This window comes from Actinoplanes auranticolor (assembly GCF_018332655.1).
Classification (GTDB): Bacteria; Actinomycetota; Actinomycetes; order Mycobacteriales; family Micromonosporaceae; genus Actinoplanes; species Actinoplanes auranticolor.
Map to the genome: position 1 here is coordinate 1 of NZ_BOQL01000018.1, position 18,668 is coordinate 18,668.

Below are 18,668 nucleotides of genomic sequence, written 5' to 3' on the forward strand. Positions count from 1 at the left end.
CAGCGTGCTGGCTGCCTCGGCCGGGGCGGCGACGGCGAGCGTGGTGCCGGCGATGAGCGCGGCGGCGGCCGCGGCGAAGGGGGCTCTCCACCAGCGGGATGGTCGGGACCGGTGACGCGACGGGACGGTAGTGATCATTTGGGGACTGCCTTCGGGAGCGGGGATGGGGCCGACGTGCGGCCCGGTGGACGAGACCGGGCCGCACGACGCACGGGGTTTACGGGGCTGTCAGGTCGAACCGGTTGACGGTGACCGAGCCGCCGAGGGCCTGCGTGGCGTAGTTGAAGATGCCGAAGCGGTAGCCCATGAAGAACTGCCAGTTGTTGTTCAGGGTGAAGGCCGGGCCGAGGTTGGTGAACGTGCTGCCGTCGGTGCTGTACGAGAAGGTGGCCGTACGCCCGGCCCCGGGTTGGATGTTGGCCGTGGCCCGCAGCCAGACCGTGCCGCCGGAGACCGTCGCGCCGGCGGCCTCGGCGCCGGTGCCCGTGGTGGTCCAGCCGGTGGTGGACATGGACAGCCCGTTGGTCATCGAGACCCGGGTGACGCCGTTGTCCTTGCGGATGCCGATCCACGCCGACTGATCGCGCAACATGGCCAGCCCGGACCGGTCGCCGTTGGCCATCGCCGAGTAGTTCAGCTGGATGGTGGCCGTGGACGACGGGCCCTGGATGCGGTGCGTCAGCGTGTTGCGGGCGTTGTACAGGTCGTTGGTGACGGTGGCGGTGGACAGCCGCAGCCCGTTGCCGACGCTGAACTTCGAGGTGTCCGGGTTGTGGTTCCACTCCCAGCGGTGGCCCAGCGTGGGACCGGTGAACGTGTCCGGCCCGATCATCGACTGCACGGTCTTGGTCGTACTGATGTTGGGCTTCGGGTAGGTGGCACCCCAGCGACCGTTGACGGTCTGCAGCACCGGCCAGCCGTCGCCGCTCCAGGTGATCGGGGCCAGGGTGGGCATCCGGCCGCCGGGATAGGCGTCGGTGAAGGCCATGTACCACCAGTCGCCGTTCTGCGTCTGCACCAGGCCGCCCTGGTGCGGGACGCCGCCGCCGGAGATCGGGCCGGGCAGGTCCAGCAGGACCTGGCGCTGCTCGTACGGGCCCCACGGGCTGGTCGAGCGCAGCACGTACTGGCCGTTGGCGGGGCGGGTCAGCCAGATGTAGTAGTAGTTGCCGCGCTTGTACATCCGGGCGCCTTCGAGGGTGCCGATACTCGACGGGGTCTGGTAGACCGTCTGCGCGCGGACCTGCGAGGTGAGGTCGCCGGAGAGCTGCGCGACGCTGATGGTGCCGTTGCCGTAGGCGACGTACGGGGTGTCGTTGTCGAACATCAGGCCGGCGTCGTAATAGCAGTTGTTGATCCGGGCCTTCTTGGACCAGGTGCCGTCGACCGAGGCGGCGGTGTAGACGTAGGTCCGGTTGAACTCGGTGCAGCCCAGCCAGTAGTAGGTGCTGTTGCTGGGACGGTAGTTCAACGTCGACGCCCAGATGCCCTTCACGTACGCCCGGCCACCGTTGAGGTCGTAGGCGTTGGAGTCGAAGTCCAGCCGTGGCACCGAGTGCCCGGCGTACTCCCAGTTGACCAGGTCGTACGAGCGCAGGATGGGCGCGCCGGGCGAGTAGTGCATGGTCGACGCCGAGTAGTAGTAGGCGTCACCGACGCGGATGATGTCGCCGTCGGCGAAGTCCTGCCACACCACCGGGTTGGTGAAGGTCCCGGTCGGCGGCGGCGTGGTCGGGCCCGTTCCCCCGCCGACCCGGACCAGCTGCCACTGCTGGTTGGTGCCGTTCCAGTCGGCGTACTGCACGACGTTGCCGCCGTCGGCGGTCGAGGCGCCCTGCACCTCCACCGCCTTACCGCTGTTGCGGTTGATCAACTGGATGTGACCGTCGATGTCCTGCATGCTGAACTGCTGGTTGGCGGCGTTGTTGTCCGACCACTGCACGATCGCGCCGCCGTCCGCGGTGGAGGCGCCGGAGACGTCCAGCACCTTGCCCGACAGCCGCGACTTGAGCCGGTAGAAGCCACCACCGGAGTCCACGAACTGCCACTGCTGCTGGTTCCCGTCGTTGCGGGCCCACTGGGTGATCCGGGCCCCGTCGGTGGTGGCCAGGTTGTAGACGTCGAGCGCTTTCCCGCTGTTGCGGTTGACCAGGACGTACCAGGCATTCGGGTCCACGACGGCGGCCGAGGCCGAGGGGGCGGCGACCACCGTGACGGCAATACCGGTCAGCAGTGCCAGTACGGCGGTAATCGCCAGATACCCGCGTCGCCAACGCTTGTTGAGGGGTGTGCCGCGTGCGCGCATTCGCCGCTCCTCGCCGTTGTCTTCCCGAAGAAGTTAACGTTCACATCTTATCGATGACGGATGCCACCCAGCCGAGCAGGAAGGGGCGTAGACATCAGACATTCAAGGATGGCAATGTTGCCAGAGTGTTTCGCCAGGCTCAAGGGCGACAGCCGCCGAAAGTTCTCCGATCCGACGTTTTGCCTGGTGAGAACGCTGCATTTGGATCCGGCGGGCCGATTGCGACGGGGTGCCGGTGACGACTGAACCGCCTCTCGGCGTCACTGATCCACCTCGGGAGGTCCGTCGTAACACTTTTTCCGTGCCATTCTCCGGGCTCCGGAGTGTCGATTTGCACGGATGACGACCGGGAAATCGTGGGCGACCATTCGGCGACCACCGTTCCCGGACCCATTCGGGCAGCCGCCGGGCCCGCCCGGAAAATTGCGTACGGAATGGCGGCCGCAACGGATCGGGCCCGGTGATGAGTTTTCCCGCCCGCACCCGTCACACCTACGACACGACCGGACGAGGCGGAGGATGACGTGATGGGTACGGACACACGGTTGGAGGAGCTCGGCGTGAGCGGTCTGGGTGAGGTCGATGAGCCGGCGTTCTCGGGGCTGGCGGAGCGGCACCGGCGGGAGCTGCACGTGCACTGCTACCGGATGCTCGGGTCGTTCGAGGACGCCGAGGACGCCGTGCAGGAGACGTTCCTGCGGGCCTGGCGGCGGCGGGAGACCTTCGAGGGGCGGTCGACGTTCCGGGCCTGGCTGTACCGGATCGCCACCAACACCTGTCTGGACCTGCTGGCCAAGCACCGCCCGGAGCCCGCGACCGGCGGCGAGGTGCGGTGGCTGCAGCCGTACCCGGACCGGTTGCTCGACGAGCTGCCCGCGGGCGATGCGGACGAGCCGGAGACCGTCGCCGTGGCGCGCGAGACGATCGAGCTGGCGTACCTGGTAGCGGTCCAGCACCTGGCGCCGCGCCCGCGGGCCGTGCTGATCCTGCGGGACGTGCTCGGCTGGCCGGCCAAGGAAGTCGCGGAGCTGCTCGGGGACTCCGTCAACTCGGTGAACAGCGCGCTGCAGCGGGCCCGCGCCGGCATGCGGGAGCACCTGCCCGCCGAGCGGCAGGACTGGACCGGTGGGCAGCAGGATGCCGAGCTGCGTGAACTGCTGCGTCGTTTCACCGACGCCAGCGTGGCCGCGGACATCCCGACGCTCACCACGATGCTGCGCGACGACATCCGCTACTCGATGCCGCCCACGCCGGGTGTGTACGTCGGCCTCGACGCGGTCGTGAACAGCTGGATCGAGGACGGCTACGAGGGCATGCAGGGCCTGCGCCCCGTTCCCACCTCCGTGAACCGGCAGCCCGCCGTCGCCTACTACCACTGGCGGGCGGAGGAGGGCGCGTACCTGCCGCTGGCGATCGACGTTCTGCGCATCAGCGGCGGGGCGATCACCGAGGTCTTCATCTTCGACGCCGACCAGTTCCCGCGGCTCGGGCTGCCGGAACGCCTGCCGGCGGACGGCACGGAGTAGTCCCGGTGCGCACGATCGCACTGCGCGGTGGCGCGCGGTTCGCGGTGGTCGCGGCGGAGTGGCACGACGCGTTCGCCGTCGTCACCCGCGGACGCGTGCAGCTGGAGCTGCGCGACGGCGGACCGGGGCCGGTCCTCGGGCGCGACGCCGGGTTCTGGCTCCGCGGCACCGGCGTCCGCGCCCTGCGCAACCCCGGCCGCCGCACGGCCACGGTGCGCATCGTCACCCGCACACCGGAGACCTCACCGATGGAGGAAAGACACGACCAGCATGGATGACACCGGGCGCGCACGGCACCGGGCGGTGATGATCCCCGCCCCGGCGCGCGGTCTGCGCGCCCGGGCCGGTTGAACGTCCGGCCGGAGCAGCAACCGCTGCTCCGGCCGGACGGGCACTGCACCGGTCAGGCGGGCAGGGTGACCCGGCCCGGGACCGGACGCTGGGTGGTCGTGGTGTCGCCCAGCTGCCCGTTGGCGTTGTTGCCCCAGCACCACAGGCTGTCGTCGGCGCGGAAGCCGCAGATGTGGTAGCCGGGTGCGAAGTCGCCCGTCCACGTGGTGACGGCATCGACCCGGGTGGGGGTGTTGCGGTGGGTCGTGGTCCCGTCGCCGAGCTGGCCCGTCGAGTTGTTGCCCCAGCACCACAGCGAACTGTCGGTGCGGACCGCGCACGCCGTGTCGAAGCCCGCCCGTACCGTGCTCCAGCTGGTGGCGTTGCCGACCTGGACCGGGGTGGTCTGGTGGGTTCCGCTGACGCCGAGCTGGCCGTACCCGTTCTCACCCCAGCACCACAGGGTGCCCTCGGCGCGGACGGCGCAGCTGTAGGCGTAGCCGGCGGTCACGCCGGTCCACGTGGTCGCGGTGCCGACCTGCGTCGGCGTGTCCCGGTAGCTCAGACCGCCGACACCGAGCTGTCCGTCCGTGTTGTTGCCCCAGCACCACAGGGTGCCTTCGGTGCGGACGGCGCAGGTGTGCGCGTAGCCGGTCGCGACATCCGCCCAGGTGGTGGCCGTGCCGACCCGCAGCGGCGCGGTCGCGAGGTAGGTGTCCGAGCTCATGCCCAGCTGCGCGAACCGGTTGAAGCCCCAGCACCACAGGCTGCCGTCGGTGCGGGTGGCGCAGGTGTGGCTGTCGCCGGCACTGACGCTGGCCCAGGTGGTGGCGTCGCCGACCTGCACCGGGGCGGTCCGCCTCGTGGTGGTGCCGTCACCGAGCTGGCCCCGGAAGTTGTTGCCCCAGCACCACAGGGTGCCGTCGGTGCGGATCCCACAGGTGTAGCTGGTGCCGGCGTCGAGGCTGGCCCAGCTGGCGGCGGTGCCGATCTGCACCGGGGCCGTCCGGGCCGTGGTGGTGCCGTCGCCCAGCTCGCCGAAGAAGTTGCTGCCCCAGCACCACAGTGTGGCGTCGGTGCGGACCGCGCAGGTGTGTCCGTACCCGGCGGCGACCTCGGAGACCGCCGCGGCGCTCAGCGCGGCCGGGGCCACGCTCGCGGAGGCCGGGGCGGCGAGGCCGGCGATGCTCAGCGCGGCGATGCCGGTGGCCGTGGCGACCATGGCGAGGATCCCGCGCAGGCGGCCGCGGGGTCCCGCCGCCGGATCCCGGGGCGCGTGCTGGGGCACCGCGCTGTGCGCGGCGCCGGTTCGGAGACGCCCGAAAGTGAAGCGGCGTTTCATGTGGACTCCTTGAGCCGGCTGAGGACCCGTCGGCAGGGGATGCCGGGGTCGACGAGGAGACGACCCCGCGCCGGAACTCGCCCGGAGCGTCACCGTCACGCGCCCTTGCATCGCTGCCGGACCGGGCTGAGGACACGAGATGCGGCGACAGCGGTGACGCCTGATCCGGAGATTGCCAGAATGTTTCGAGACATTCAAGAGTTTCCGTGGAAGCGCTCCCATGGACTTTGCCGGAGGGCCCGGCATAACGTCTCCGAGCTGGCGTTCCCGGTCCGAAACTATCGATCGGCATTGCCGGCGATCGATCGTCGCCGACGCTCAACCGGCCGGTGTGGAGGATCGCTGTCGGCGGGCGGCGGCCAGGATGAGGTAGCTGCTTGCCGTCCAGGTGTAGGCGCGGTCCCGCAGCCCGGTGCCGGTCTCGGCGTCGAAGTTCTCCGCGAAGCCGGACTTCTCGCACAGGGCCCGGAACTGCCGGCTGATGGTGTCGGCGAGCTCCAGCCGGCCGGCCCGGCGCAGGCCGTCCTCGATGAGGACGGTCGACGGGGCCCAGATGGGTCCGCGCCAGTAACCGTCGGCGTGGTAGTCCGGTGAGTCGGGAGGCTCGGTGGCCAGGCCGTGGTCGGTGAGATGCCCGGCGATGCGGGTGGCCAGCGCGTCGCTGACCTCGGCGGGCAGGTCGTCGCCGAGGACGATGGGCATCAGGTCGAGCAGGCTGGTGCTGAGGCGTACCCGTCCGGACAGCGGGGCGCGCGAGACGAAGCGTCCGTCCTGCCAGAGTTCGCGCAGCAGAGCCGCCCTGAGCGTGTCGGCGGCCTCCCTCCAGCCCCGGGCGTCGTCCGGGCGGCCGAGATCGCCGGCGAGTACCGCCAGCTCCCGCAGCTGCAGCACGAGGAAGGCGGACAGGTCGGCGGTCTCGATGACCCGGTCCTGGTCGAAGGTGGTGGCGTTGTCCCAGCCGCTGTCGTTGCCGTGGTGGTAGTGCGGCAGCTCGTGGCCGGGCGCCCGCCGGTGGTCGAGCCAGAACCGGGTCCAGGCCGACAGCCGGGCGTACGCCTGCGTCAGTTGCGCCTCGTCGAGGGCCAGGTGCCGCCGCAGCCGGTGCAGTGCCCAGCCGTGGATGGGCGGCTTGACGAAGTTGTGCAGCACCTCGGAGTGGGCGACCGAGTCGGGCAGCGCGCCGGCCGGGTCCTGGTGGTCGAACGGCAGCTGGAACTGGTCCCAGGCCAGCCCGGGAACACCGGCGGCGAGGGCCAGGGCGTTGAAGCAGTGGTCCCAGCTCCAGACCTTGTCCATCCAGTGCTTGGACATCAGCACGCCCGGCCGGGTGAGGAAGCCGGCCGGGTCCACGGTGGCCGACCACAGCACGTACGCGGCCAGCTCGGCGGCGGGCGTCTCGGCGCTGCGCCACGGCGCCACCGCGTCCACGAAGGCGGCGAAGTGGCGCCGCGCCGCCTCGGCGGTGGCGGCGAAGGAGGACCCGGTGAACGGGGGGCGGCCGGTCCGGTACTCCTCGATCGCTATCTCCCAGTCCGGGGCCGGGGAGAGGGTCAGCCCGCGGTCGCCCGAGCCCAGCGCCTCGACCCCGGTGGCGTCGCCGACGGTTCCGGTGAGCACGGTGATCCGGTAACGGCGCCCGGTCTCGTACGAGGTGAGCACGTGAGCGCCGGTGACCGGGTCCCGGTAGAGGTAGGCGCCACTGAACGGGGTGAGCGTGCCGGCGGCGACCAGCAGGCGCAGGCCCAGGCCGGTGCCGCGGATCCGGACCGTGTCGGCGTTCTGGAAGGCCAGCTCGATCCGGCCGGTGGTCTCCGGATCGCTGTCGTCCCGCCAGGTCAGCAACGACGGTGTGGCGATGACGGTTGTCGCGGCCCGCGCCCCGCCCCGCAGCGGCACCAGGCGCAGGACGGGGTGCAGACCGGTCTGATGCGAGACCAGATGCAGGTCGTCGGCGTAGGTCTGCTCGGCGATCAGCGGGGAGATGTTCAACCACGATCCGCGGTACGAGAACGGGATGTCGCGGACGGCGAAGGTGGGGCCCTGCACGGTGCCTGCTTTCTCCGATACGGGTGCCGGTCAGTCCTTGACGGCACCGGCGGTGACCCCGGCCGCGACGTACCGCTGCGCGATGACGAGCAGGATCGTGGCGGGGACGGAGGCGATCACGGCGGTGGCCATGATCGCGTTCCATTGCTGGTTGTTGTTGCCGATGTAGTGGTAGATGCCGAGGGTGACGGGCTGATGGGCGCCGCCGCCGGCCAGCGTGCTGGCGAAGATGAAGTCCGACCAGGCCCAGAGGAAGGCGAACAGGCTGACGGTGACCACGGCGTTGCGGCTGACCGGCATGACCACCGAGACGAAGGTCCGCCATCGCGACGCGCCGTCGATGGCGGCGGCCTGGAGCAGCTCGTCGGGCAGGCCGGCCATGAAGGCGGTGAAGATCAGGACCCCGAACGGGACCGCGATCGTCGAGTCGGCCAGGATCAGCCCGGGCAGGGTGTTGAGCACCCCGGCCTTGAGATAGATCGCGTAGAAACCCATCGCCATGATGATGCCCGGGATCATCTGCGCGATCAGCAGGACGAAGGTGATCGCCGGCCGGCCCGCCGGCCGGAGCTTGGCCAGGGAGTATCCGGCCGGAGCGGCCAGCACGACGGTGAGCAGGACGGTGCCGAGCCCGACGAGCAGGCTGGTGCCCAGGTACGGCAGCTGCTGGTCGAGCACGGCCCGGTAGCCCTCGAGGGTGCCGTCGACCGGGAACAGGTGCGGCGGGCTGGCCCGCATGTCGGTGTCGCGGGTGAACGACACGTTGATCATCCAGTAGACCGGGAACAGCATGATCGCCGTCAGCACGACCCCGATGCCGGTCCTGAGGTGCCGGGTCATGCCTGCCTCCGCTGGATCCGGAGGTAGATCAACCCGCAGATCAGCGCCATCACGATGAGCAGATTGCCGACCGCGGCGCCGGGTCCGAACTGCGGCAGCAGATTGCCGAAGCTCAACCGGTACGACCAGGTGGCCAGCGTGGTGGACGAGTCCACCGGCCCACCCCTGGTCATGATCCAGATGATGTCGAAGACCTTGAGCGTGTAGACCAGCCCGAGCAGCAGGGTGATGGCCGAGACCGGGCGCAACAGCGGAAACGTGATCCGCCGGAAGGCCGACCAGCCCGACGCGCCGTCCAGCGCCGCCGCCTCGTAGATCTCGCCCGGGATCGTCCGCAGTCCGCTGTAGAGCACCACCAGGTTGAACGGCACGCCGATCCAGATGTTGGCGATGATCACCGAGACCAGCGACCACCGCGGCGAGGTGAGCCAGTTGACCGGGTCCACCCCGGCCAGCCCGAGAGTCCAGTTGACGATGCCCGAGTCGCTGTTGAGCATCCAGGACCAGGTGGAGGCCGAGACGATCAACGGCAACAGCCACGGTACGAGGAACAGCGCCCGCAGCGTCGCCGACAACCGGAAGTTCTGGGCGAAGAACACGGCCAGGGCCATCCCGATCGCGAACTGGAAGACCAGCGAGACGCCGGTGAACACGACGGTGTGCAGCAACGCCGGCCCGAAGCTGGGATCGGCGAAGATGGTGCGGTAGTTGTCCAGCCCGCTGAACGGGGCGTCACCCCGCACGAACGAACGCACCGTGTAGTGCCGCAGGCTCAGGTCCAGGTTGCGGTAGAGCGGATAGGCGTAGAAGGCCAGCAGGTACACCACGACCGGGGCGAGGAAGCCCCAGGCCGCCAGCTGCCGCGCGCGCCGGACCGACGTCATGACCAGGTCACTTGGTGGCGGAGGCGGCGGTCGCCTGGGCCGCGGTCAGGGCGTCCCCGGGTGACTTCGATCCGCTCAGCGCGGCCTGCACGGCGGTCCAGAGCGGCTCGGAGATCTTCGGGTACCGGGTGCCCAGGTTGTCGCCGGTACGGCCCTTGGCCGCCTTGACCGCGTCCACCCACACTTGCAGCGCGGGGTTCTGGGCGACCTGTTGCTGCTGCACGGCGGCGGTGGGCGCGACGTAGGACAGGGTGGTGTCGGTGGCCAGCAGGTTCTCGCTGCCGGTCAGGCACGCGACGATCTTCGCGGCGGTGGCGTACCGGCCGGTCTCGCTCTGGACCGGGATCGAGACGAACTCGCCGCCGGTGGGCGCGGGCGCGGTGCCACCCGCGCGGGCGGGGACGGGGATGATGCCGTACTCGAAGCCGGCCTTCGCGGCGTTGGCCAGCTGCCAGGTGCCGTTCTCGGCGAACGCGTAGTCGCCGGTGGCGAACTCCTGCCAGCTGGTGGTCTGGGTGTTGTTGATGACCGAGTTGGGCGCGTAACCCTGCTCGAGCCAGTCGGTCCACAGCGTCAGCGCCGAGACGGCCTGCGGGGAGTCGAGCTGGGTCAGCTGGGCCCCGGAGCCCCAGAACCAGGGCAGGAACTGGAAGCTGCCCTCCTCCGTACCGATCGCGGAGAAGGTGATGCCCTTCTTGCCGGCCGCTTTGACCTTGCCGAGCGCGGCGGTCAGCCCGGCCCAGTCGGTGATGGTGGCCGGATCGACCTCGGCGGCGGCCAGGACCTTCTTGTTGTAGTACAGGGCCAGGGTGTTGGCGCCGATCGGCACGCCGTAGGCCCGGCCGCCGACCTGGCCGGCGCTGAGCAGGTTGGGCAGCATCGCGGAGGTGTCGAGCCCGGTGTCCCCGGCGGCCGCCAGGGCCCCGGCCTCGGCCAGCGTGGAGATCACCGGGTTGTCGACGATCAGCACGTCCGGGGAGTTGTCCTGCTGGGCGGCGAGCAGGGCCTTGTTGGTCAGATCGGAGGTGTCGTAGCCGGTGCGCCGCACCGTCACCCCGGCGCCGGCGCCGCACGAGGTCAGCAGCTTCACCCACGCCGACGAGTCGTCGAACTGCGGGTACGGATCCCAGATCTGGTACGTGCCGCCCGCGCCGTCCCCCGAGCCGCCGGAACCGGGCGAGTCGGATGAACACGCGGACAAGGTGATGGTCAGAACGACGGTCAGCGCGCCGGCCGCCGCCCGTCGTCCCCGGCGGGAGATGTCCATGAGGGGCCCCTTTACGGTGGGAGCAGCGAATCGGTTCGACGAATCGATTCGCCGAGACAGTAGAACGCCGCCGGGCATGCGTCAACGCTTGCGTCACGGACTGCTCATACGCCTGAAACGGTATTGACATCTTTCACTCGCTCCGCCTACCTTGGCGGCGAATCGGTTCGACGAACCACCGGCTCGGACCTTTCCGTCATGATGTCCGGGACGTGGGCGGGAGCCCGCACGTCGAGCGCGCAGGAGGCCGCAGATGAACATCGGTGAGATCGCCCGGCGGGCCGGCGTCTCCCGCAGCACCGTGTCCTACGCGCTGAGCGGCAAGCGGCCGGTCACCGAGCAGACCCGGCAGCGGATCCAGGCGGTGATCGACGAGCTCGACTACCGGCCCAACGCCGCGGCCCGGGCGCTCAAGGAAGGACGCACCCGGACGCTGGGCCTGGTCATTCCGCCGGCCAGCCAGCGCCTGACCGACATGCAGCTGAGCTTCGTCGCCAGCGTCGTGGAGGCGGCCGCCCGCGCCGACCTCGACGTGCTGCTGTCCCCCTCCGGCGGCGACCACGACCGGTCCTTCGAACGCGTCGTGTCCGGCCGGCGCGTGGACGGCGTGATCCTCATGGAGATTCGGCTGGAGGACGAACGCGTCGCCCGCCTGCACCAGACCGGCCTGCCGTTCGTCACCATCGGGCACACCGCCAACCCGCACGGCACCTGCTGGGTCGACGTCGACTACGGCACGCTCATCGCCCGCTGCGTGCACCACCTGGCCGACCTGGGCCACCGCGACGTCGCTCTGATCAACCGGTCGGCGGAGCTCGTCGCCGCCGGCTACGGCCCGGCCCACCGGGCCCTCGAGGGCTTCACCGAGGCCGTCACCCAGCGCGGCCTGACCAGCATCATCCTCACCTGCGGCGACGACGCGCCGGCGGGCGAGGAGTGCATCGAACGACTCCGGGCGGACCACCCCGACATCACCGCGGCCGTCACCGTGAACGAGGCGGCGCTGCCGGGGATCCAGCGCGCCCTGGAACGGGCCGGCGTGGTCGTCCCCCGCGACTTCTCCCTCGCCGGGGTGGCCGCGCGCCACTGGGCGGAGGACTTCCGCCCGCCCCTCACCGCCGCCGACGTGCCGACCCTGGAGATGGGCGCGAGCGCGGTGGAGCTGCTCCTCGAACGCATCGCGGCACCCGACGCACCCGTACGGCACCTCCTGCTGACTCCCCCGATCTCCCTGCGCGCCAGCACCGGGCCCGCGCCCGCCCGCTGACCGCGCATCCCCCGATTCCGGGACGAGCCACCGGCTCGCCCCGCGATGGCCGCTGCCGTCCTCGCACCCCGAACAGGAGAACCCCGTGTCCCGACTCCATCGCCTCGCCGCCGGACTGATGGCCGGCGCCCTGCTCCTGGGCTTCCCCGCTCCCGCGCACGCCGCCGACGAGAGCATCAGCGTCGACTTCTCCGTCGCCGGCGGCGTCCCCGCCCAGCGCGCCTCCGGCTGGATCTACGGCATGACCGAGAACGCCGCCGGGCCCGCCGACCACTTCTACACCGACCTCAAGTTCAAGGCGATGCGCGCCGGTGGCGCCCAGCTCGACCAGCCGGGCGGCTGGGTCTCCGGCAAGTACGACCGGCGGTGGAACTCGACCCGGGCCCAGCTGGTGCGGACGGCGGCCCTGGGCGGGACGTTCGTGTTGCTGCCGCACGACCTGTGGGGTGCCGACGGCTACCCCATCACCCGTTTCCCCGGTGACAACGGCGACTGGAGCGACTACGACAGGTTCCTCACCCGCCTGATCGCCGACGTCCGCGCCACCGGCGTGCCGGTGCAGTGGGACATCTGGAACGAGCCCAACCTCGGCCTGTTCTGGAACCGGCCGCAGGCGCAGTACTTCGAACTGTGGCGCCGCACCTACCAGCGGCTGCGTACCGAGATGCCGGGCACGGCGATCGTCGGACCCAGCCTCGCCGGCGTGCCGTCGACCAGTGGCTGGTGGACGCAGTACCTGGACTTCGTCAAGGCCGGCAACGTGGTGCCCGACATCTTCAGCTGGCACAGCCTGCCCAGCGACCCCGTGGTCAACGTGGCCGACGCCAACCGCACCCTCGACGCCCGGGGCATCGCCCATCCGCGCCCGTACCAGATCAACGAGTACGGCGCCCCGGCCGAGCAGAACCCGGGTGACGGTTCCTGGTACATCGCCCGGCTCGAACGGGCCGGCGCCGACGGCCTGCGCGCCAACTGGGCGAGCACCGGCAACCTGCACAACGACCTGGCCACCCTGCTGGTCCGCAACTCCGCCGGACAGCATCTGCCCAAGGGCGAGTGGTGGGTGTACCGCTACTACGCCGGCCAGACCGGCGTGATCGCGTCCACCACGCCCAGCGCCTCCTACGACGCGTTCGCCACCAAGGACACCGGCGTCGCCCGGATTCTCGTCGGCGGCGGTGGCACCACCGGCAACGTCGCGGTGCGCCTCAACCGCATCGACGCCACCAGCGGCATCGTGGCCGGCAACCAGGTCCGCGTACGGGTGCAACGCATCCCCTACAACGCCGGCGCGGCCGTGGCCGGTCCCGTCACCGTGTCCGACTCCACCGTCACCCTCTCCGGCAATGCGACCACGGTGAACCTCCCGCACAGCAACGCCGACGACACCTTCACCGTCACGGTGCTGCCCCCGGCCGACCGGAGCTTCCAGACGGTCGCGGTCGCCCAGCACAGCCAGCAGTGCCTGGACAACACCGGCCTGGGCACCGCTGACGGCAACCGGCAGCAGCAGTTCTTCTGCGAGGGCGGCGACCAGCAGCTGTGGAACTTCCGGCCGGTCGCCGGGGTGGCCGACACCTACACCGTGGTGAACCAGCAGAGCGGCAAGTGCCTCGACGTCAGCGCCGCCGGCACCGCGGACGGCACCGCCGTGCAGCAGTGGACCTGCCTGAACGGGGCGGCGAACCAGCAGTTCACCCTGCGCAAGGTCACCTACAGCGGCAACGACGCGCACGACTACCAGCTCGTCGCCCGGCACAGCGGCAAATGCGTCGACGTCAGCGCGATCTCCACCGCGGCGCAGGCGCTCGTCCACCAGTGGGCCTGCAACGCGGCCGGCCAGGGCAACCCGCGCAACCAGACGTGGCGCCTGCTGGGCCGTTGATCATCACGGTCACCCGGCGAGCCGGCCGTCGCTGTTCTCGACGGGGACGGCCGGCTCCCCGGGCTGGTGCACTGTCCCCGTCCGGCCGGGTCCGGCCTCCGGCCGGCGCTGCCGAGGGATCCGGGGCGCCAGCACCGCGGTGCGGCCGGCCCCGGCGGCGGGCCGCAGCACGGTCAGGACGGCCGGCAGCATGGCCGCGGCGGCCAGGGCATAGCCGTCGGCGGAGGGATGGAAGCGGTCCGTTCCGAACAGCCGGTCCGGATCGGCCCGGAACGCGGGATTGAGCAGCTCCGCGAGCGAGACGACGGTCCCGCCCGCACGCTCGACCTCCTCGCGCTGGGCGGTGGCCAGCCGGTGGCTCAGCCACCGCGCCAGCCAGCTCAGGGGTGGCCGGCAGTGCGGCAGCGCGCTCAGGTCGGGGCAGGTGCCGACCACGACCTCGCAGCCCGCGCGACGCAGCTTCCGGACGGCCGCTCCGAGCAGCCGGGCCGGCTCGCGATGGTCCGACAGCTGGGTGACGTCGTTACCACCGATGAAGATGACCGCGAGGTCGGGTGCCAGCGGCAGCGCCTCGTCGACCTGGTGGCGCAGGTCGGTGCTCTCGGCGCCGACGACCGCCAGGACCGACAGCCGCACCCGGCGGCGCAGCCGGCGCGCGACCCCGGCGGCCAGCAGGCCCCCCGTGGTCTCGCTGGACCGGGCGACGCCGTAGCCGGCCGCGAAGGAGTCGCCCAGGACGACCATGGTGAAAGGGTCACGCCGGGACCGGGGCCCGTAGGCCATCTCACCGCGCGGCGGCGGCCCCTGCGGTACGGGAATGCTCCGCCGGGCGGTGATCATCTGTGCCGCCAGCAACCCGGCGGCAGCCGCCGGCAGCCCGAGCAGAACGGAACCGGCGATCCGTTTCGCCGGGGTCAGCCGGGCACGACCCCTGCCTATGGCATTCGGCAAAGCCACTCTCCTCCTGGTGGAAACCTGTCGGCCTCGTGGGGGAAACCTGTCGGCCACGTCCGTCGGCGATTATCCGGCCAACGGTCCACCGGCGTTGTCCCGTCGCACTGCGTGACGGCGCCGACGGGTGCCCGCATCGCCTCACGAAACTCGCCGCGGTGGCGATAGGAAGGGTGTGGCCCCGAGCGTGAGGGATCGGTAATGGTGCGGAAGCTGGCGGTCTGCTTCGCCGTGTGCCTGAGCGTCGCCCTGGTCGGCGCCGTCGGCTACTACCTCGCGGACACCGTTGCCGCCTCGCGGGTGAAGATCCTCGACGAGTTCAGCCTGCGTCCCTCGGACGGCGCCAGAACGATCGCCGGCACCCTCGGGGCCAGCGACGCCAAGACCCGGGCGGCCGCCGGCGCCGCCTTCTCCGGTTCGCGCGCCGAGCTACGCCGCCAGGGCGTGGCCCTCCAGCAGCAGCTCGGCACGCCGTGGCACGCCGTGCTCGGCGCCGACGGCGCGCAGCTGGCCACCTTCCCCTCGTCCCATGACGCGATCATGCGACGCCTGCCGGCCAGTTCCGGGCTCCGCATCGCGAAACAGACCGGGACGCTCTCTTTCGGCGACGTCCTGACGGCCCCGAGCGGTGTGAGCGTGCCCGCCTTCCAACCGTTCGAGGCGCCTGACGGGCGCCGCATGCTGGTGATTCCCATCGCGGTCGACGAGCTGTCGATCCTGGTCTCCAGCGCGTTGAGCCAGCCGCACGCGGGCTCCTTCCTGCTCGACGGGGCCGGAACCGTGATCACCTCGACCGGCCCGGCCGGCTCCGCCGCCACTCCGGATGCCGCCCTGGTGGCGGCGATGCGGACCCGGGACGAGGGCGTCATCGGGGACACGTACTTCTCCTCCGCACCGGTGCCCGGCACGAGTTGGCGGGTGCTCATGACCACGTCGCAGTCGGCCCTGCTGGCTCCGGTCCAGTCGACCGGCCGCGTCGCCTGGCAGATCTTCGGCGCCTTCAGCGTGGCCATGATCGTGATCCTGGTGATCGGGGCCGCCGCGCTCGTCAGCTCCTCCCGGCTGGCCCGGGCCCGCCTGCACGACACGCTCACCGGGCTGCCGACCCGGGCGCTGTTCATGGAGCGGGCCGAGACGGCCGTGCTCGACTGGCGACGCCGGCGGCAGAACGGGGCGGACGGCTGTCTGGCCGCGCTCTTCCTCGACCTCGACGGCTTCAAGCCCGTCAACGACACGTACGGCCATGCCATCGGTGACGAGCTGCTCAAGCAGGTCGCTCTGCGGCTGGCCGACGCCACTCGTCCCGACGACTACGTCGGCCGCTTCGGCGGCGACGAGTTCGTGGTGCTGTGCCACGGTCTGCGCACCGCCGACGACGCGTACGCCGTCGCCGAGCGCATCACCACCTACCTGGCCGACCCGTTCATCATCGGCGACCACACCGTCACGATCGGTGTCTCCATCGGCATCGCCTCCCTCGACGACCTGGACCAGGAGGCCGCCGCGCTGCTGCACCACGCGGATCTCGCCCTGTACCGCGCCAAGGGGAACGGCCGGGGACGGGTGGAACGCTTCACGCCCGACATGGCCGATCAGCGCCCCTGAGCCCACGCCCGCGCACCCCGCCGCTTTTTTGGCGAGTCTCGCCACCCGGCAAGCCGGGGTATGATATGCGACACTCGCAGCAAGATCAGCGCCGCGGAAGATCCAGACTGTGGGTCACGAGTCCGCGCGACGGCCAGGAGGGATCACGATGCGATCTCTGGCAGGCCGCTACCGGGTCGAGCAGGCGGTCGGCCACGGTGGCAGCGCCGTCGTGCACAGCGGCTACGACCGTACGCTCAAGCGTCGCGTCGCGATCAAGCTGTTCTCGCCGTACCGGCCCGACAGCAGCGCGCCGTCCGCCGACGTGCTGCGCGAGGCGCGGGCCGCCGCGGCGCTCAACCACCCGAACGTCGCCCGCGTCTACGACTACGGCGAGGCCACCGACGACGCCGATCAGCGGGTCCCGTACCTGGTGATGGAGTTCCTCGACGGTGACACCCTGGCCGACCGGATCGCCGCGACCGGCGCGTTCGCCTGGTCCCGCGCCGCCGAGATCTGCGCCGACGTCGCCGCGGCCCTGGCTGCCGCGCACGCCCGCGACCTGGTGCACCGCGACGTGAAGCCCCGCAACGTCATGCTCACCCCGGCCGGCGTGAAGGTCCTCGACTTCGGCATCGCGGCCATGGCCGGTCAGCACAGCTTCGACGCCCACGGGCAGCTCTGGGGCACTCCGGCCACTCTCGCGCCCGAGCAGTTGCGCGGCGAGCCGACGTACCCCGCGGCCGACGTCTACGCCCTCGGCCTGCTGCTGTTCGAATGCCTCACCGGCACCCGGGCCTGGCCGGGCACCAGCGTCGGCGACATTCTCGCCGCCCGCTACCAGCAGCGGGCGCCGCGGCTGCCCGGCATCGCCGGGCTGCCCCGCGACCTCGTCCGGCTGTACGAGGCGTGCATCGACGACGACCCGGCCCGGCGCCCGGCCGCGGCCGAGGTCGCCGAGATCCTGCGGCGGGCCGCCGGCAAGGCCCCGACCGTACGCCCGGCAGCCGCCCTCACCCGCACCATCGCGCCGGTTCGGCGGAAACGCTCCCGCAGCCGCACCGCCATCACCGCCTCGATAGCCGTGGCCGCGGCCTTCGTCAGCGTCATCGGCCTGCAGGTCGCCAACGGGTATTCGACGCCGGGCGGGCGTGAGGCGGAGGCGGCCGTCGACGGCGCCCCCGTGCCCCGGGCGCCGCAGCCCGCTCCCAAGCCCACGGTGACCTCGACCCAGCCTGTCCCCGACGTCCCGGCGGACGCCGAGCGCCCGGTGCGCCGGATCACCGACACCTGGACCCGCGAGGCCACGGCACCGCCGCAGCAACCGAAGCCCAAGCCGAAGCCGAAACCGTCGAGCCAGGCACCGACCGCGGCGCCGACGACCCCACCGGCCGGACCCGGTCAGACGCCGAGTGACCCGCCGCCGACCACGACGGAGCCGGACCCGGAGCCGGAGCCGACCGTTCCCCCGGCCACCACCGAGCCCCCCGTCGACCCGACGGATCCCCCGGAGGATCCGGAGCCGGAGGACCCGCCGCCGGGCGACGGACAGCCGGTGCGGGACGTCGTGCTCGCCGAGTCCTGAGGCGCGTTCAGCCCCGGCGGGCTGTGACGATCCAGGCCCGGGAGTCGAAGTACACACCGCTGTCCGTGGCGTGGGCGTCGAGCGTGGCGCGCAGCCGCGCGCGGGCCTGCTCGGCAGCCTCGGCGTCGAGGCCGGCGAGCAGGTCCTGGGATTCCCACAGGCCCAGCACGGCAGCGAGGGCGGTCGCGCTGTCCCGGCCGTAGTAGACGGGCTCGTGCACGTCGGTGAAGCCGGCGTCCGTGAAGCCGGCCGCGGCCAGGATGCCCTCCGTGACGGCCGGGTCGGCCAGGGAGAACGGATCCGGGCCGCGGGTCGGCACGGCGGCCGGGGTGAGCGCCCGGCGGATCGCGGTCGCCCACTCGTTGCGGTCGCGGTCCTGCCAGACCAGCAGCACCAGGCGCGCGCCGGGGCGCAGGGCGCGCCCGATGTTGGTGAACGCGGCGACCGGGTCGGCGAAGAACATCGTGCCGAACCGGCTGATGCAAAGGTCGAAATGCGCCGGCGGGAAAGGGTGGATCTGGGCGTCCGCCTGCTGGAACGTGATGGTGCGCAGCCCCTGCTCGTCGCTGAGCCGGCGGGCCCGCTCCAGCATCTGCGCGGAGACGTCGACGCCGGTCACGCTTCCGTGGACGGCGGCGCGGGCGGCCTCGCGAGTGGTCTGCCCGGTCCCACAGCCGATGTCGAGCACCCGGTCGTGAGCGCCGACGCGGGCGGCGGCCCGGAAGACCTCGTTGTGCAGGCGCAGTTCAGCGTCGTAGTCGAATATCTCGGACATCACCGTCACCGGATCCTCTCGGGGCTCAGCGGTGACGTTAGAGCCGCAGGCACATCGAGAAAAGCGATTGTTCGCGATCAA

At 71.4% G+C, this 18,668-nt stretch carries 14 protein-coding genes; 6 read left to right on the forward strand and 8 right to left on the reverse strand.

Features of this window, described 5'->3' with window-relative positions; all coding sequences use genetic code 11:
* Positions 1-217 precede the first annotated feature (217 nt).
* The gene (locus tag Aau02nite_RS09320; RefSeq protein ID WP_212987930.1) at positions 218-2,305 is read right to left on the reverse strand and encodes a family 43 glycosylhydrolase; all 2,088 of its coding nucleotides are present in this window, start codon (positions 2,303-2,305) and stop codon (positions 218-220) included.
* A gap of 524 nt (positions 2,306-2,829) precedes the next feature.
* Here Aau02nite_RS09320 and Aau02nite_RS09325 point away from each other — a divergent pair.
* Positions 2,830-3,831: an RNA polymerase subunit sigma-70 gene (locus Aau02nite_RS09325; protein ID WP_438841116.1), complete on the forward strand. Its 1,002-nt coding sequence runs from the start codon at positions 2,830-2,832 to the stop codon at positions 3,829-3,831.
* Between the two features lie 5 nt (positions 3,832-3,836).
* Complete coding sequence (locus Aau02nite_RS09330) at positions 3,837-4,109, forward strand: hypothetical protein (RefSeq protein WP_246595017.1); 273 nt, start codon at positions 3,837-3,839, stop codon at positions 4,107-4,109.
* A 125-nt stretch (positions 4,110-4,234) separates the two neighbouring features.
* Here the strand turns inward: Aau02nite_RS09330 and Aau02nite_RS09335 are convergent, their stop codons facing one another.
* The 5 genes from Aau02nite_RS09335 to Aau02nite_RS09355 all read right to left on the reverse strand — a co-directional run bounded on the left by Aau02nite_RS09335 (position 4,235) and on the right by Aau02nite_RS09355 (position 10,540).
* On the reverse strand, positions 4,235-5,383 hold the full coding sequence (locus tag Aau02nite_RS09335; protein ID WP_438841120.1) for an RCC1 domain-containing protein: 1,149 nt from the start codon (positions 5,381-5,383) through the stop codon (positions 4,235-4,237).
* A gap of 438 nt (positions 5,384-5,821) precedes the next feature.
* Positions 5,822-7,549: an MGH1-like glycoside hydrolase domain-containing protein gene (locus Aau02nite_RS09340; protein ID WP_212987933.1), complete on the reverse strand. Its 1,728-nt coding sequence runs from the start codon at positions 7,547-7,549 to the stop codon at positions 5,822-5,824.
* Between the two features lie 30 nt (positions 7,550-7,579).
* The gene (locus Aau02nite_RS09345) at positions 7,580-8,389 is read right to left on the reverse strand and encodes a carbohydrate ABC transporter permease (protein ID WP_212987934.1); all 810 of its coding nucleotides are present in this window, start codon (positions 8,387-8,389) and stop codon (positions 7,580-7,582) included.
* Positions 8,386-9,273: a carbohydrate ABC transporter permease gene (locus tag Aau02nite_RS09350; RefSeq protein WP_212987935.1), complete on the reverse strand. Its 888-nt coding sequence runs from the start codon at positions 9,271-9,273 to the stop codon at positions 8,386-8,388. The genes Aau02nite_RS09345 and Aau02nite_RS09350 overlap by 4 nt, the downstream gene beginning before the upstream one ends.
* A 7-nt stretch (positions 9,274-9,280) precedes the next feature.
* A complete protein-coding gene (locus Aau02nite_RS09355) occupies positions 9,281-10,540 on the reverse strand; it encodes a sugar ABC transporter substrate-binding protein (RefSeq protein WP_212987936.1) in 1,260 nt (419 codons plus the stop codon).
* Positions 10,541-10,793: 253 nt separating this feature from the next.
* Between Aau02nite_RS09355 and Aau02nite_RS09360 the strand changes: the two genes are divergently transcribed.
* Positions 10,794-11,807 (forward strand): LacI family DNA-binding transcriptional regulator, encoded by a 1,014-nt coding sequence (locus Aau02nite_RS09360; protein WP_212987937.1) that lies wholly within the window; start codon positions 10,794-10,796, stop codon positions 11,805-11,807.
* 85 nt (positions 11,808-11,892) lie between these two features.
* On the forward strand, positions 11,893-13,692 hold the full coding sequence (locus tag Aau02nite_RS09365) for an RICIN domain-containing protein (protein WP_246595018.1): 1,800 nt from the start codon (positions 11,893-11,895) through the stop codon (positions 13,690-13,692).
* A gap of 9 nt (positions 13,693-13,701) precedes the next feature.
* Here the strand turns inward: Aau02nite_RS09365 and Aau02nite_RS09370 are convergent, their stop codons facing one another.
* Positions 13,702-14,643, reverse strand: a complete 942-nt coding sequence (locus Aau02nite_RS09370; protein WP_212987938.1) for an SGNH/GDSL hydrolase family protein — start codon at positions 14,641-14,643, stop codon at positions 13,702-13,704.
* A gap of 201 nt (positions 14,644-14,844) precedes the next feature.
* Between Aau02nite_RS09370 and Aau02nite_RS09375 the strand changes: the two genes are divergently transcribed.
* Together Aau02nite_RS09375 and Aau02nite_RS09380 are read left to right on the forward strand one after the other, a co-directional pair.
* Positions 14,845-16,248: a GGDEF domain-containing protein gene (locus Aau02nite_RS09375; protein WP_212987939.1), complete on the forward strand. Its 1,404-nt coding sequence runs from the start codon at positions 14,845-14,847 to the stop codon at positions 16,246-16,248.
* A gap of 148 nt (positions 16,249-16,396) precedes the next feature.
* The gene (locus Aau02nite_RS09380) at positions 16,397-17,812 is read left to right on the forward strand and encodes a serine/threonine-protein kinase (protein ID WP_212987940.1); all 1,416 of its coding nucleotides are present in this window, start codon (positions 16,397-16,399) and stop codon (positions 17,810-17,812) included.
* 7 nt (positions 17,813-17,819) lie between these two features.
* On the opposite strand, the gene Aau02nite_RS09385 is transcribed toward Aau02nite_RS09380, so the two are convergent.
* Entirely contained in the window at positions 17,820-18,587 is a 768-nt protein-coding gene (locus Aau02nite_RS09385; protein WP_212987941.1) for a class I SAM-dependent methyltransferase, read from the reverse strand.
* Positions 18,588-18,668: the final 81 nt, after the last annotated feature.

What these genes read in the sequence shown, in the direction of transcription:
- Aau02nite_RS09320 (WP_212987930.1), bottom strand. Translation starts at nt 2,305, where the DNA reads ATGCGCGCACGCGGCACACCCCTCAACAAGCGTTGGCGACGCGGGTAT.
- Aau02nite_RS09335 (WP_438841120.1), bottom strand. Translation starts at nt 5,383, where the DNA reads ATGGTCGCCACGGCCACCGGCATCGCCGCGCTGAGCATCGCCGGCCTC.
- Aau02nite_RS09345 (WP_212987934.1), bottom strand. Translation starts at nt 8,389, where the DNA reads ATGACCCGGCACCTCAGGACCGGCATCGGGGTCGTGCTGACGGCGATC.
- Aau02nite_RS09350 (WP_212987935.1), bottom strand. Translation starts at nt 9,273, where the DNA reads ATGACGTCGGTCCGGCGCGCGCGGCAGCTGGCGGCCTGGGGCTTCCTC.
- Aau02nite_RS09355 (WP_212987936.1), bottom strand. Translation starts at nt 10,540, where the DNA reads ATGGACATCTCCCGCCGGGGACGACGGGCGGCGGCCGGCGCGCTGACC.
- Aau02nite_RS09360 (WP_212987937.1), top strand. Translation starts at nt 10,794, where the DNA reads ATGAACATCGGTGAGATCGCCCGGCGGGCCGGCGTCTCCCGCAGCACC.
- Aau02nite_RS09375 (WP_212987939.1), top strand. Translation starts at nt 14,845, where the DNA reads ATGGTGCGGAAGCTGGCGGTCTGCTTCGCCGTGTGCCTGAGCGTCGCC.
- Aau02nite_RS09380 (WP_212987940.1), top strand. Translation starts at nt 16,397, where the DNA reads ATGCGATCTCTGGCAGGCCGCTACCGGGTCGAGCAGGCGGTCGGCCAC.
- Aau02nite_RS09385 (WP_212987941.1), bottom strand. Translation starts at nt 18,587, where the DNA reads ATGTCCGAGATATTCGACTACGACGCTGAACTGCGCCTGCACAACGAG.